General features: G+C 40.5%; 12 protein-coding genes and 1 tRNA gene. 5 read left to right on the top strand and 8 right to left on the bottom strand.

Annotated elements, in window-relative coordinates; all coding sequences use genetic code 11:
• Positions 1-21: 21 nt before the first annotated feature.
• The 5 genes from QXF67_01100 to QXF67_01080 form a co-directional block, all read right to left on the bottom strand.
• Positions 22-615 (bottom strand): hypothetical protein, encoded by a 594-nt coding sequence (locus QXF67_01100; GenBank protein ID MEM3060114.1) that lies wholly within the window; start codon positions 613-615, stop codon positions 22-24.
• A 320-nt stretch (positions 616-935) separates the two neighbouring features.
• A complete protein-coding gene (locus tag QXF67_01095; GenBank protein MEM3060113.1) occupies positions 936-1,562 on the bottom strand; it encodes a DUF92 domain-containing protein in 627 nt (208 codons plus the stop codon).
• Complete coding sequence (gene rtcA / locus QXF67_01090; GenBank protein MEM3060112.1) at positions 1,559-2,545, bottom strand: RNA 3'-terminal phosphate cyclase; 987 nt, start codon at positions 2,543-2,545, stop codon at positions 1,559-1,561. Before rtcA ends, QXF67_01095 begins: the two co-directional genes overlap by 4 nt.
• A 17-nt stretch (positions 2,546-2,562) precedes the next feature.
• Positions 2,563-3,411: a hypothetical protein gene (locus QXF67_01085; protein ID MEM3060111.1), complete on the bottom strand. Its 849-nt coding sequence runs from the start codon at positions 3,409-3,411 to the stop codon at positions 2,563-2,565.
• A 2-nt stretch (positions 3,412-3,413) separates the two neighbouring features.
• On the bottom strand, positions 3,414-4,574 hold the full coding sequence (locus QXF67_01080) for a tRNA pseudouridine(54/55) synthase Pus10 (protein ID MEM3060110.1): 1,161 nt from the start codon (positions 4,572-4,574) through the stop codon (positions 3,414-3,416).
• 186 nt (positions 4,575-4,760) lie between these two features.
• Here QXF67_01080 and QXF67_01075 point away from each other — a divergent pair, with 186 nt between their 5' ends.
• Positions 4,761-5,492 carry a hypothetical protein gene (locus QXF67_01075; GenBank protein MEM3060109.1) on the top strand — a complete coding sequence of 244 codons (732 nt, stop codon included), beginning with the start codon at positions 4,761-4,763 and terminating at the stop codon, positions 5,490-5,492.
• On the opposite strand, the gene QXF67_01070 is transcribed toward QXF67_01075, so the two are convergent.
• Entirely contained in the window at positions 5,493-6,818 is a 1,326-nt protein-coding gene (locus QXF67_01070; GenBank protein ID MEM3060108.1) for a signal recognition particle receptor subunit alpha, read from the bottom strand.
• Positions 6,819-6,939: 121 nt separating this feature from the next.
• Here QXF67_01070 and QXF67_01065 point away from each other — a divergent pair.
• The 4 genes from QXF67_01065 to QXF67_01050 all read left to right on the top strand — a co-directional run bounded on the left by QXF67_01065 (position 6,940) and on the right by QXF67_01050 (position 12,959).
• Positions 6,940-7,045 (top strand) — tRNA-Ile (locus tag QXF67_01065).
• Positions 7,046-7,111: 66 nt separating this feature from the next.
• On the top strand, positions 7,112-7,447 hold the full coding sequence (locus QXF67_01060) for a hypothetical protein (GenBank protein ID MEM3060107.1): 336 nt from the start codon (positions 7,112-7,114) through the stop codon (positions 7,445-7,447).
• Positions 7,448-7,557: 110 nt separating this feature from the next.
• Positions 7,558-9,717 carry an HAD family phosphatase gene (locus QXF67_01055; protein ID MEM3060106.1) on the top strand — a complete coding sequence of 720 codons (2,160 nt, stop codon included), beginning with the start codon at positions 7,558-7,560 and terminating at the stop codon, positions 9,715-9,717.
• Positions 9,718-9,860: 143 nt separating this feature from the next.
• Positions 9,861-12,959: a vitamin B12-dependent ribonucleotide reductase gene (locus QXF67_01050; GenBank protein MEM3060105.1), complete on the top strand. Its 3,099-nt coding sequence runs from the start codon at positions 9,861-9,863 to the stop codon at positions 12,957-12,959.
• Positions 12,960-13,008: 49 nt separating this feature from the next.
• Here QXF67_01050 and QXF67_01045 read toward each other — a convergent pair whose 3' ends face one another.
• Positions 13,009-13,527, bottom strand: a complete 519-nt coding sequence (locus QXF67_01045; protein ID MEM3060104.1) for a hypothetical protein — start codon at positions 13,525-13,527, stop codon at positions 13,009-13,011.
• Between the two features lie 23 nt (positions 13,528-13,550).
• Positions 13,551-15,314: a cation:proton antiporter gene (locus tag QXF67_01040; GenBank protein MEM3060103.1), complete on the bottom strand. Its 1,764-nt coding sequence runs from the start codon at positions 15,312-15,314 to the stop codon at positions 13,551-13,553.
• Positions 15,315-15,387 lie beyond the last annotated feature (73 nt).

The raw sequence follows: 15,387 nt of genomic DNA, 5'->3' as shown, positions 1-15,387 counted from the left end.
TTTTCAACTCTTCTTGCGCACTTAGGATATGTCGGATGTTTTGGTTTGAGCAGTTGGAAATTCTGATTTATGTTCGATTACACAGATGTCTCCAAGGGAGACACTAAATTCTTGATGGGGGGGAAATTTTGCACGCTTGCCTTTTGAATCTCTCTGTGTGGTTTTATTTTTACTTATTTTACTTCGGCTTTTTTGAAGCTGTAGGATTAAGCTATGTATTTCCTCTTTTATTGATGAGAGCTTATCTTCTGCAGCTCTTTTTTTCTTTATTGCATCTTCAATGTTATGAAGAAGTTGATTGTGCTTTCTTTTTATCCATTCGATTCTTTTTGACTCTGAAATAGCGCGGTCTACTGCATTTAGTTCAGATATCAGCGCACGTTCAATTTTAGGAGTATATGCTTCGGTTGAGATTTTGAATTCTATTTGATTGCGAATTCGGTAGAGGTGCTTTGTTGGTGGAATATTTTCCTTTCCCTCAAAAAGTTTTTTGAGTTGGGCAGACAGCTGAGTCTGCTCTGAAATTTTATGTGTAATTTTTTTTATAATGCGACTTAGAGTGGCTTTCTCTTTAAGGAGTACGTTTATTCTCTCTTTTAATTCATGCTCATCCATGAACACCACGAAATTTTGGTAGATGACGAAGGACGGCTGAAATTGTTTATAACCAAAAAATTTAAATATGAGCGCTGATTAAGATTATAGATTTTATGCGTCTTTTCTTGCAAAGGAAAGAACTGGTCGCCTTGCCAGCGCGTCAGATAAGTGCTCGCGCTGGCCTCTTTCTCAGAGAAGCATAAAACCCATAAATAAGAGATAGACGGCGAGGAGAAGACAAGAGTTTGTATAAGTTGCATCGTTGTTATTGGATGAGGCTGGAAAACCAATTTGAGCCGATTTGAGCGAGTATTTGCCTCTCTGGAAAGCTGTTACTTTTAATATCCTAAAACGAGATATCCAATCAATGCTCCTGTCAGAGAACATATGAAATTGGTTGTTGATTTGGTCCCTATTCCGTCCTCCTCAAATACTCCAAGAAGTGTATCGATGAAGGAACCCATAAAACCTATCAGTGAAATTATAAGAACTTTCCAAAAGTTAATACCTGGAAAAAGTAGATAAGAGGATAGTGCTACTAGAAGCGCCCCATCAAATGACATAAGTGTGCCAAAAGGACTTATTGCTCCACTGGTGCCTTTCTTTACTTTTTTTAGCGTCCTAAGTGAGTAGGGTTCCTCCGAAAGCACGCCAAGTTCAGAAGCAAATTTGTCAGCAGTTATTGCAGCAATAGAACATATGTATGCGGATGGACCGAGTGAGCTGGAATAGATTGCCGAGATGACGGGGACCGTTCCATTTGCAAGAACGTTTTCCCAACTTCGCTCATGTTCATATATCCCAAGTCTCTTCTTTTCCTTGTGTTCATATTTTGTAACCAAAATTCCGAGGACAAAGAAAACGAGCATCAGGAGTAGATAATTCAAGCCGGCAGAATATAATATTGTCACTCCAAATAATATAGTAAGCATTGTTGCTGAAGGATCGAGTAGCGTTAATTTCATATCTTCACTATTAGTAGATTTGATTTTTTGTCCACTATAAACTTTGCGCTTTGAATAAATTTTGAGATTATTTGGATGTTTGTTTTTGTGTGGTTGGTAAGTGGAGGTGTAAGAAGTACGGACTTGCCCTTTGCGATGGCACAATATAAGAGAATCTGGTCGGTTAGATATTTATCCAATCCAAACTTAGATGAGTATAAGAATTCCGAAGAGACTCTCTTTACTAATGAGGAGGGGCTCTTTCCCTTTTCAAAAACAGCACACGAACCAACACTCTCTGCAAAGATAGTGATAGCGTTTCCTGATGATGCCGTGTTTTGGCATTTTATATCCACGTCTTGAAGTTCTAAAGTATTGACTAATTCTTGCTTCTCTTCTTCGGCTATTTTGCTGAACAAGCTGGAAGTCGCTATTACTGCGTGTGGCCGTAGAGAGGGAGGGGAAGTGAATTCAGAACTACTTAGAGCCTTCAGCGGCTCGACGTCAAGAGTCATCTCTCCCATGCCTTTCGGATAAAAGCCAAATCGGTTTATGTTTACGGATGCCCTGACCCCAAATTTTTTTATTGCTGGTAGAAAAACTTCTGCAAAGTAGTCGGCTGTTGGAGAAAAAGGTACGTGTGTCCCTCCATGGATTACAACGTGACTTTTTTCTTCTCCATGCAAAAGGAGGGGGAGAATTGCTTGAGTGAGAAGGATTGCGCTTCCAGCTGTCTTTATTTTGAAGGAATACTCCCCACCTTTTATCTGACCTGGAAAAAACGATATTGACGTACTTCCGAGAAATGCCTCGCTACAATGTCCATTGCAAATTTCTTTAATTGCCCTCGCGACCTCAAGATGTTGGTATGAGAGGCCTGGTTTTGGTCTGTTTGCGCGGATGTTTTTAATTGAAACTGGGACTCCCAGAATGGCTGAAAGAGAGAGGGATGTTCTCAATATCTGACCGCCACCCTCTCCAATAGAACCATCAATTTCAATCATTTTCTGAACCCTTGTTCTTATGCGAATGGAATAAGAAAGGCATCTCCAAAAAGTAGAGCAAAAATAAGACCAAAAAACAAAAAAGGGAGGAAGGGGACCATGCCGGTATATACCGCAAATTTCTTTATAGGCAACTTTCTCAACTGCGCAAGTTCTTTCTTTCCGACCAATCGACGGAGGTTGTATTTTTTTATGAGTTCCTTATCCATAAATTCAAGTGCAAGAACATCCTCTTGTTCTATCTTTTTTGCTGGTAGATAAGTTACTGATGATGCGCGGAGAAAATCTCCGAAAAGAGCAAGGAATACAGCTGAAATAAACATGATTGTAATGGAAAGTAGATAAGTTGTAAGAAAGCGCCCGAATGAGAAGTAGAGGAAGATGGCAAAGGCTGCAAGAAGAAAAAATGCCCAGACGGTCTTTAGAGTGTTTATTTTTACTTTTCCTTCAAGGATTGCCATTATGGATTTTGGTAGATTTGCTACCAAATTATATGCTGAAAAAAGTATTACGGAATAGTAAAGCACGGGAACGATGAAGGGAAGGATTGAGAAATATTCCGAGGAAGATGAGAAGATGTGCGGATTTTCTGGAAGAAGAAGAGAGAGTGATGTGAGAGCCAAAACGTCGGCTCCACCTATATGACCTGCCCGATAAGCAAAAAACCCTATTGCGAAAACCAATAATATTGAAAGGCTCGAAATTAGGGGTTCTTCTGGTGGAGATAAAGCAAAAAGTATGAAAGACAAAATGAGGAATAGGTAGAGCAGATGCTCTGGGATGTTCTTGTTGTTAAAAACATCAAAATATGATAAGACCCCAACTCCAATGACTGCAAAGCCAACACGCAAAAAAGTGTAATCCATAATTATCTTTTCCTCACGCCCCTTAAAAATTGGTCGTGTATTTTTATTACATCCAGTTTTTCAATCCATGCTTTCTTAGAAAGTATTTCTGATACGCTTGGGACGGTACGGGATGAATCGGAGCTTATAAGCTCTTTTATATAAGTACCTGCTTGCGCGCGTATCCTAATATTCAGATTATTCCCTCGACGGAAAGAAGAGAGGACCCATATTTTTCTCTTTCGCTCAAGATCAGCCCTTCTGTGGAGAACCCTTGTTGGCGTCTTTTGTGAAATTATCTTTCCGGATAGTGAAAAAACTTTTTTTGCGTCTGCATCCGTGGCTCCTCCCTCAACAGAGACAACTGCGGCATATTCCTTATCAAAATGAGAGTTGCAAAGCACTTTTACAAAGTAAGGAGAGACGAAACAGAGACCTGAAACTTTGAGCCGGGTGTCTTTGTTTATTTTCTTTTCAATTTCTTTCAAATCTGCTGTTCTCTTCCTTGGAGTCTGAAGTTCAATTGCAAATGGACGGCCTCCTCCGCGCATTATGACATCGACGTCTTCTCTTCCTGAAGAATGAAATGCTGTTTTGGTACATTCGAATATTGGTATAAGATGTTGGCTTATTATTCCCTCAACCGATTCGTACATTACTCCTCTTCCCCCGCATCTCTTGCAGTCGATGGAGCTGCCTCGTGATTTGTTGTAGCATTTTTTGCAATGCCAGACGCTTTGTGAAAGCTCACGGGAATGCTTTTTATAGTGACCAAAAATAAATATTGGCTGGATTAGAGCCTTACACTCCCGATTACAAAAGTCAAAAACAAAGAGAATGTCGGGATTTATTTGGTTCCGCTTCTTGCCTGTTAGTTTGGATATGTCGTTTGCTGTTTTTCTGTTTATTATATTTTTTATGTGATTGGAGGATTCGAGCCCATTGATGAGCCAAAGTTGCTCTTGTTTTATAAGAATCTGTTTAGGGACTTTACAACTGGTTGAAAAAGAATTCCATTCTATTCCTGTTAGTTTTGATGTCGCATTTAAGATAAGTTGAGGAATTAAGTCAAACGCTCCACCACAGAGAAGGCAGTCCTTAGTTAGGGATGTTGGTTTGGTTGATATAACTTTACTGCATAATTCACAAAGTTTTACCGATTGGGCACCGTATATGTCTTGCATATTTACACCTTACTTTGACATTTTTGGAAGGATAAGCTGAGTGCTGAGCATAGGAAGAATTATAAAGATTCTTTAAATAGATTGTTTATAAAGTAAAGCCGCAAAAAAGCAGGTGGGAAAAAAGGTAAAGGAATATAAACCAATGAACTCATAAAGTATATGAAGAGGGATAGAAAGGGTGAATATATGCCTCGAGGAAAGAAGCTTGTTATTGAGAAGAAAATTGCTGACCCGATTATATATAGAATAAAGAACCTTAATATAAAAGAGATAGAAGCAAAGAGAAAGACTGTAGAGAAAAACCTTAGTGCAACAATCGAACAGATGGTTCGAGAAGCAAATCAGCTTTATAAACAAAAAAAGCTTGAGAGGGAGAAGCTTAGGAGTATAGGGCTGCTACCCATCCAAGAAGCTTATGAAGAGCTTAAGGCCGGGGGAATCAACTTATCATTCCGGGCATTTGGGGGGAGGGTTGAGAGAAGGACGTTACCATCAGTAAAAGTTGGAAGCAGAAGGTTAATTCCGCGACCTATCATAAAGGATCTAATTTCAATAACGAAGGAGTATTATACCGTAAAAGAAGCTTTCAACGAAGTCGCAAAAACGGAAGATATCAACTTTAGGGCGTTTATTGGGAGGATTGAGAAAGGAAGAATTCCTTCACTAAAAATCGGGAAAACGAGGTGGGTGCCCAAGAGCGCCATTGAGGGGCTTACTCACATTAACAGTAATTATTATGACGTAGGAGAAGCCGTTGCAAAACTCCAAGAAGCTGGGGTTAAGATAAGAAGAAACGCTTTTGAAAGGAGACTTGACAGAAAACGAATACCCTATGAGAAGATTGGAAGGAGAAGATTTATACCAAAGGAAATTTTAAATGAGCTTATTGAAAAAGAACTTGCATTGACAAAGAAGTAGTTACGTTACCAGATTTTTTGGTATAGAACCCCCACGTAGTAGTTTTTCTATTTTTCGCCTAATTCCGCGATTTTTCTTAAAATCTGTAAACAGTTTTTCTACCTGCTCGAATTGGTGAAGAAATTCGCGGATGTCGCTTTCGGACACGCCAGAGCCGCGAGCTATTCTTGTTATCCGCCCTTTTTGCTTCAGCAGGCCGGCGTTTTCTCGCTCTTCTTTTGTCATTGAATTTATGATTGATTCGTATTTTTTTAGTTTCTCTTCTGACTGCTCAATAACGGATTTGGGTATGTCTACTGCCCCAAGTAGTGAAAAAACGCTTTGGAGAGGACCAAGCTTTTTTGCAGCCTTTAGCTGCTCATAAAACAAATGTATAGTAAATTTGTCGGAGGTTAAAGCCTCTCTACTTATTTTCTCTTCTTGCGCAATTTTACTTACTTTTACCAAGAGAGTTTCAATATCTGGAAATCCTAAAAGTCTTCCGACAAATTTTTTTGAGTTGTATTCCTCTAAGTCGTCTATTTTCTCTCCAGTTCCTATAAACGCGACTTTGGATCCGCTGTTTGAGACTGCGGACAAGGCTCCGCCTCCCTTTCCGCTTCCGTCAAGTCTGCTTATTATTACTCCCGTAAGTCCGATTGCTTCGTTAAACTGGCGAGCTTGCCTTCCAGCCAGTTGTCCAATATCAGCAGATAGGACTAAGAATTTTTCATCTGGCTTGAAGATATCGTTAAGTTGTTTGAGTTCGGCCACGAGTTCTTCGTCAAACGCGCTTCTTCCTGCTGAGTCAAGTATTAAGACGTCTTCCTTTGCAATCTCAAGTGCGTCCGTCACTATTTTTGTTGAGTTTTGCTCTCCTTTTTTACCATAGAAAACGGCCCCGATTTTTGCAGATAGTTGCTGGAGTTGTTCGTGTGCAGCTGGTCTTTCAGTGTCTGCGCATATGAGTGCACAGGATAGCCCCCTCTTTTTAAAGTAATTTGCAAGTTTTGCTGCCGTTGTGGTTTTTCCGCTTCCATATAAGCCAAGTAAAAGAATTTTTTGCTTTTTAAGTTGGGGGGAGTAGCTCTCACCAAGCATGTTTGCAAGCTCATCATAAACCACTTTGACTATATGCTCTTTATGGGAGAGCCCGGCTAATTTTGATGTGTCAAGAGCACGCTTTTCAATGCGCTGCGATAGTTCAAAGACCAACCTTACTTCAACGTCGTTTGCTATTAGAGTCCGTTGGAGGTCTCGTATCATTTCTTTTAGTGTTTTTTCATCCACTATCGCAGAACCTGTTATTTTTGCAATAGCTATGCGAAGACCTCTTCCAAGATCCATGTTGCATATTGTAGACTTTATTCTTAAAATAGGAGTCGGTTTTGATTTGCAGTTTTGAATATTGTTGGGATTTTGCTTATGCCTTTGTATGATTTATAAATTATTTTGAGTAAATATAAGTGGGCCAGTAGCTCAGCTGGTTAGAGCGGCAGTCTTATATGGCGCGTTCTAGCACAGAGGTGTCCTAGGCAAGCTGTAGGTCGAGAGTTCGAATCTCTCCTGGCCCACCTTTTTCTTTTAGTGCGCACTAAGTTGAGATTGGTTTTTAATAGTTAGTATTGTTTAGAAGAGTTATGAGGAAGGGAAGAGAACAGGAGATAGCCGAAATAGTGAGGGAGAGGGTCGGAATACTTCTGGGTCTTGCTGAAAAAGCAGCAAGAAAAAATCTTGAGAGGGCAAGGAAGTACATCCGAATGGCTAGAAGGCTTTCTGAAAAGTATAGAGTGAGGTTTAAGAGATTGGACAAACTGCGCTTTTGTAAGAGATGTAACGCGCCATTTATTCCCGGATATAGTGTTAGGGTCGGATTTGTTCCAAGATTCCACTCAATGACATATAGGTGCACTTTTTGTGGTTTTGAATTTAGATTTCCTTATAAAAAGTATAAGAATCAAAGAGCCGTAAGTTGATCTTTTGAGAACGGGATGGGTCTTTATCAGTTTTATTTTTAATTGTTCCTTTTCAAGACTTTTGCTTGCTCTGTGCTTTTAGGTTGATTGAATGATGGGGGGAGGAAAAAATGTTTAGTACAACGTTATCCGACAGGAAGAATCGTGAACATAATAGAAGCCCCGTTGCAAGAGTTGTTAATCTCTGCCCAAAAGAGAGGATGCACCGAGCAATTAGGGCTTATTTTGAAAGAGCGTTAAGAGACGAAGCCGGAAACGTTAAGCAAATCGAAACTGTATTAGTTATTTGTGAAAAAGGAAAAGTGAATATAGGAGATATAGCAAAAGCTGTATATGGAGACGGTCTCGAATTTAAGAAAGCATCTGATGGACAGAAATGGATAGTTAGAATAGGCGATTATGCAGAAAATTTAGATGGGTGGGGGTGGCAGATATATTTAGATGGAGGATTTGGTTTTTTGAGAAGAAAGGGAGAGGTGGTCTGGGGGACTGCTGAAACGATGTATGTAGACCGGGACTCAACAATAACGTTTATGTATGAGCGCGCACTTTCTGAACTGGACATAACCAAAGCAAATGTAATAGAGGGAAGAAAGCTTGCAGGTGTGTGTTTCTCTTTTGGGATAGCTTCAACTTCAAGGATAAAAATCAGTCAGCTCCAAATTGCCAGGTTTGAAGATGAGATACCTCGGCATAAAATTTCGATGGAAAAAGGTATAATCTTGAAAGGGTTGGCTTATTCTGCTCACGAGCTAACCCTTCAAAATGAATACCTCATGAAAAACAAGCTCCACGCTAGCATTCCTGACCTTCCTTTTCATGCAGATGACGTAGTTGCTTGGAAATTTGCAGAGGCTAATAAATGGAAATATGAAAAAAGTAACACGCATTATGGAATAGGGTCCTCGTTTTTACATCTTCTTCCTATGGTTGATGGATGTTTTGGGGATATCAAAAAAGAACGTGAGTATATGTTGCTAAAAGATGAAAATGGTGTGGAGCAGAAAGAGAATGTTTCACGGGTAATCTTGGGAAGTGGCGATGACTACTTCCAGGGGGAGGTAACAAAACGAAGCGGGTCCGTCAACGCAGAATTTGTTAAGGTGGCGGCTAAGCGCTTCTTTACTACGACTGACTGTGTAGGAAAGAAGAGCAGTAATACTACAGGAGTGAAAATGAAAAGCGAGGTAAAACAGCACTTCAAAAAAGAGGGGGAGAGAGGAGTTAGCAACAGAAATAATAGTGAAAGGAGTGGATTAGTAAGAGATTACTACAATGATACGAAAATGAGGCATTATGAATTGGGAAAAACAAAGTATAAAGCAAAATCTTTATTGAAAAGAGAAGGGGTCGGAATAAGGATGGGGAGGGGCGGCCATACTTTAGAGTTCTCCTGCATACAACGTGAGGAAGGGAGTAAAAAAAGAAACTTTGAAGATACAAAAATAGTTGGTGAAGCTAAAAACCCATTTGTAGGGCTCTCTAAAAAGGAGAGTGCAATGAAAATTCTAAGGGAGGTTGGTTGGGTTGGAAAGAGAAACGCGTTAGATGAGTTTTTAAGTAAGCGGCTAAGAAGGCGATTTGCAGCTGTTCTTCTGGATATGGATGGTGTCATTGCGGATTCGGAGGATTTGCACCGGAGGTCATTCAACTACATATTGAAACGCTTTGGATTACATATAAGTAAAAACGAATGGAGGAAAAGATATGCAGGTATTGGTTCTCCAAGTATAATGCGTGAGATTTTCAAGAAGCACAGAATAGATGGAGATGTCGATGACTGGGTACGAAAAAGATCGGAGAAATTTATAAGTATGTTGAATTTGCACAGGTTGCCCTCAATTCCAGGAGTAAAGGATTTTTTGAGGTGGGTAAAGGTTAATGGATTAAAAGTGATGGTGGTTTCTGGAAGCCACGGAAAAAGTGTGGAAAAAATGTTAGAAAATATGAATATTGGGGGGATGAATATCATTGGGAGAGATAAAGTTAGTCATAGCAAACCGTCTCCAGAGTGCTATCTTTTAGCTGCAAAAAAACTAGGTGTTGAGCCCGCGGATTGTATTGTATTTGAGGATTCGGTAGCGGGGGTTATCGCTGCTAGGCGAGCGGGGGCGATTTGTATCGGGCTTCTTACAACTTGCGGAAGACGAAGGCTTGAAGCAGCAGGTGCTGATTTTATTATAAAGGATTTCCGAGATAGGCGCCTTGCAAAAATTTTTAGATTATTGTTCATGCTTGGAAGGACCAATCAACATATAGATGTTGGTTGAGTGGGTGGTGTTAGCTACACTAAACGACTTGCAAAAGATATTTAAATAGTAATCATGAATAAAATATGCAAACACAATATATTGTGTTGATAAATATTAAAATGCGCAATATATAGTGTTTAGCACCGATGAGAGGGGGTTTTATGAAAGAAGAAACGGTGCAAACTCAGAGGTCTTCTGGTCTTGTTTTTGAAAGACATTTTACAAAGGAGGGAGTCAATCCACTTGATGAGATTGAATATGAGAAAAGAAGCGCTCGGATTACAGAACCTGACGGAAAGGCAATCTTTGAGATGGAAGACGTAATAGCTCCAAAAAGCTGGAGTCAGCTTGCGGTTGACATTGCTGCTTCAAAGTATTTCAGAAAAAGTGGAGTGCCGGAAACCGGGAGTGAAAATTCGGTAAGGCAGCTGGTATATAGGATTGCACATGCCATTCGCCTCGCAGGAGAGGAGAGAGGTTATTTTGATGGGAAGAAGTCTGCAGACGTATTTGAGGATGAGCTTGCGCATATCCTAATAACGCAGAAGGGAGCATTTAACTCTCCAGTATGGTTTAACTGTGGGTTATATCACATATATGGAATAAAGGGGGGCGGCGGAAATTGGGCGTGGAATGATGAGAAGAAATGCGCTTATCAAATTGAGTCTAATTATGAACGGCCTCAGTGTTCAGCTTGTTTTATACAATCCGTTGAAGATGACCTAATGTCTATTTTTGAGCTTGCAAAAAATGAAGCTCGGTTATTTAAGTATGGGTCCGGAACTGGGACCAATTTCTCAAAGCTTCGTGCAAAAAACGAAAAGCTCGCTGGCGGAGGCACGTCTTCGGGGCTTATGTCATTTCTTGAAGTGCTTGATAGAGGGGCAGGTGCAACAAAGTCTGGAGGAACTACTCGGCGAGCTGCAAAGATGGTCTGTCTTGATATGGATCATCCTGAAATTTTAGATTTCATAAACTGGAAAGTGAAAGAAGAAAAAAAAGTGCGGGCACTTATAAAGGCTGGATACTCTGCTGACTTTAATGGAGAAGCTTATCACACCGTTTCTGGGCAGAACTCCAATAACTCAGTAAGGGTTACTGATGAATTTATGTACGCTTATCTAAATGGGCTTAAGTGGAGAACTACTGAGAGAACGACTGGAAAGGTTGTAGCAGAATATGATGCAAGAGAGCTTATGAGGATGATTGCAAAGGCGGCATGGGAATGCGCTGACCCCGGTATTCAGTTTGACACAACAATAAACAATTGGCACACCTGCCCCAATTCTGGGAGGATTAATGCGTCGAATCCCTGCAGCGAATATATGTTTTTGGATGATTCTTCGTGTAATCTTGCAAGTCTGAACCTGACAAAGTTTGCAGATGACCGGGGGATTTTGGACATAGAATCATTCGAGTATGCGATTCGCATTGTTATTACGGCCATGGAGATATTGGTTGATTTCTCCTCGTACCCCACCAAAAAGATTGCTGAAAACAGCCATGCATTTAGACCTCTGGGTTTAGGCTACGCAAATCTTGGGACTCTTCTTATGATTAGTGGAGTGCCATATGATAGCGAAAAGGGGAGGGCGCTGGCTGCTGCGATCACTGCAATACTGACCGGCCAGGCTTACATAACTTCAGCAGAGATAGCTGGAAAGCTTGGCCCCTTTGAGGGATTTGAAAAGAATAGAGAGGCTATGCTTGAGATTATGAGAAAACACCGCAGCTACGTGTGGAAGATAAATTCCTCTGAGTGCGCCGAGTATCTTCTTTCTGAAGCAAAGAAGTGCTGGGACAAGGCTGTTGAGATGGGAGAGAAGTTTGGTTATAGAAACGCACAGGCGACAGTTATAGCGCCAACCGGGACTATTGGGCTTTTGATGGATTGCGATACCACAGGGATAGAACCTGATTTTGCACTTGTAAAATGGAAGAAACTTGCAGGAGGGGGATACTTTAAGATAGTAAACACTTCTGTTGAAAAGGCCCTTGCAAATTTGGGCTACACCAAAAAGCAGATTGATGAGATGAGAGTTTATGTTCTTGGGCACCGTACTCTTGATAATGCACCCCACATAAACCCAGATGCGCTTCGCCTTCTTGGATATACTGATGAGCAGATAAAGGATGCATCAGCATATGTTAAGAGGATGGGGAGTCTGGATGACTGGACGCCACACATAAATCCAAAGGAGCTTGCGAAGAGAGGGCTCAGCGCAGAGCAGATACTAGAGGCAAAAATTTACGTTGGTGGTACAGAAACGCTGGAAGGAGCTCCTTATTTGCAGCCAGAACACCTACCAATTTTTGATTGTGCCAACAGGTGCGGAAACGGCAAGAGATTTATTGAGCCCATGGGACACGTCAGAATGATGGCGGCAGTTCAGCCGTTTATTTCTGGCGCAATTTCAAAAACAATAAATATGCCTCGTGAAACGACGGTTGAGGAGATAGAAAAAATTTATGTTGAGTCATGGAAGATGGGATTGAAAGCTATAGCCGTTTATCGCGATGGTTCAAAGAGTTCTCAGCCGCTTTCAATAGGGGGAAGTTTGGAGGAGGAAAGAGCGTTACAAGCAGAAACGCTCCCGCGAGGAAAAAGAGAGCCGCTTCCAAAGAAGAGGCATGGGTTCACACTTGAGTCAGCTATAGGAGGGCATAAGATATTTTTAAGAACTGGCGAATATGCGGATGGAAGGCTGGGTGAAATATTCATAGATATGCACAAGGAAGGAGCTGCATATAGAAGCCTTATGAATTGCTTTGCAATAGCTATATCAATTGGTCTCCAATACGGAGTTCCTCTTCAAAAATATGTTGATTCTTTCACTTTCACGCGCTTTGAACCAAATGGGGTTGTGGACCATCCATATATAAAAACTGCTACGTCTGTTCCAGATTTTATATTCAGAGTGCTTGGGATGGAATATCTTGGAAGGACTGATTTTCTCCACATAAAGCCAAAAATAGTGGATGAAATTCGTGATACCTCTGGTGAAAAAGAAGCTGTAAGAGGTGTTGTTAAGGAAAATGACAGCACGAACACGACGAACGACGAGAAGAGATTGGAATATGCGGGTGGTAGGACAACTATTAAAGAGTGGATAAGAGATTCGCATGAAGGCCAAGCAAACAAGCAGTTATCAGAACTTATGGGTGATGCCCCGGCATGCAATATATGTGGACATATGACGGTTAGAAATGGCTCATGTTATCGATGTCTAAACTGTGGAAACTCACTTGGATGTTCCTAAAGCTTGAGTTGATATCAGGAATTCGGGATATTAGTAGATATTTACGTAATCAGGATGAGGAAAGAGTGTTTGTTACCCACGATACTGTTTTTGCTAAGAACCAAATAAACTGACGCACTATGTCTTGGTGAAATTGCAACGCAATCTCTCCTTTTGCAAGCGCATCAGCAAGCGCCTTTTGCTCGTCTTTTGATTTGTATATTCTTTCTGCAACTGATTCACTTATCGTAAGAGTTACTGTGGGGTTGTTGTGCGACCCTAGGGATAGATAAACAAGTTGTAGGGTGTTACCTGACTTTTTTACGAGAGCCTTGACATAGATCTCTTTTCCTTCAGTTGTTTTAGCAATAAGGTTCAAGCGCTCTCCATCATGGATAAATGAAGAGATAGATGAGGGGATAAGCGTTGCCTTAGAGTTGATATACGCCAAGGTACTGCTGTTTGCCTCGCCATTGCCCATGTATTTTGCTAAAAGCTCTTCTGAAAATTTGCCTGAAAAAATGCAACTTGAATAGGTGAAGAGGAGAAGAAAGACGAAGTAAGTCCGCGCAATGTTGTGGTTATACACGCATAGATTAAGGGAAAGCACATTTAAATTATTTTCTTTTTTAGTTTCTCTCTCTGTTCGCGAGTAGAAAAGTATTTTTTTAGATGAGGACTTATGCTAGTTTGTTTTAATATTTGGGCAGCAGTTCGGGCTGCGTCCCACAAAAAGAGTATGCTCATTAGAAATGGTATGATTGCAAGCGAGGAGGAAAGTGGTGGCAGTGATATTGCTGAGAAAAGAAGTGGTATTAATGCTGATGTGAGAAATAATATGGTAAATAGGACAATGCCTCTTGTGCATCTTTCTCGTAGTGGGGTTCCACTGATTTCATTTTGGAGAAATGCTTCACTGACTGTTTCAAGAGTGTCTTTTAAAGCGCGGGTTAGGTTTGCAAGTGGTGCAAGAAAAAGAAGAAACCCAAGGAGGTATATAAAGTCTTTCATAGTGATGCCGGAAATGGAAATGGGTGAGTCTGAAAAGAAGCTTGAGATTATGAGTGTAGCCCCAATAATTATTCCGATGATTGCGCTGTATAAAAGCACGCTTGAGCAATCACTCAAAAATCGGTTAAACCCCCTTCCGCCGGGTTCGATGTATGCAGCAAGGTTGCAGAGATATTTCGAGAGGCTTGAGAGCTTTGTGCGTTCATAATACGGGATATGTCTAGAAACGATAGTGTGAATTTCTCGTTCATATTTTAATAATATGAATGAAGTAAGCGAGGACAGGACTACAGTTGTGGTTGTTATACTAACAACATCCAATCCGGACTTCGGGGCTACATGAGCTATAAGAATTGAGAATTCCCCTACAGGTAGCATTGCAAGCCCCGAGAATACTGCGCCCCGAGAATCACTTCCAAGAAGATATGTGGAAACAAATGTTCCGCTGAATTTTGAGATTATGTTTATTATATTAAGTATTACAAGCAATGCAAATGATGAAAAGAGAATTTTCCAATCAAAAAGCATCCCTATTGAAAAGAAGAACATAGATGAGAAAAGGGAGTTGAACGGGATCAGGAGATGTTCCACTTTTTTGAAAGCCGGTACTGAGGAGACCAGAGAACCTGCAAGAAATGCGCCTATACCAAAAGAAAGATTGAGGGAGTAGGATATGAAAGAAAGAATGGCGGCACTTGAGAATGCGGTAAGTATTAATGCATCGGGATTATTTAGGGAATCCACATACCATACAACGCGTTTGATCAGACGCTCAAAAAGGGCGTATACAATCCCAAGGAATAAAAGAGAAACTCCAAGAGGGAGGAGTATATTTATTGTAGCTGATTTCAATGTTTCTGCCTTGAGGCTTGAGAGAAAGGCTATTATTGCAATTCCTATGACGTCTTCTAGTATTAAGACTGAGTAGAGTAGAGATATCTCGCTTCGATGTGAGTGTTCGCCTTTTACGAGTCCAGAAAAAATTGCTGTGCTTGTTATTGAGAGTATAAGTGAGATGATTATGGCGTTATCAACTGACAGGCCAAAAAGGAGGCAAAAAAAGTAACTTGTTAGGAATACTAGACCCATTTTCAGCATAGTTACCATCAGGGCTCTTATTGAATTTTGGATGATATGCGAAAGAGAGAAAGATACCCCTATAGTAAAAAGGAGGAGAACTGAACCGATTTCTATAAAAACATCGATTATGTTTTTTGAACTAATTATTGAAAGTCCGTTTGGACCGACAATTGCACCTGTGATAAGAAGCCCGAGTGCTATGGGGACATTATATCTTAGGGAAATGAGTGAGCCAAGCAGAGAAAGGATTAGGATTAAGCCTACATCTAAAATCACATTCGCCATTATGTTCACCTATAGAATGGTAGTATAGTTTAGAGAGTATTGTGTTTTAATTATTTTGTAATTTTTTCTACAT

Source organism: Candidatus Anstonellales archaeon (assembly GCA_038869735.1).
Lineage (GTDB): Archaea > Micrarchaeota > Micrarchaeia > Anstonellales > CG1-02-47-40 > JAWCQO01.
This window is presented reverse-complemented; position numbering and strand designations above follow the sequence as displayed.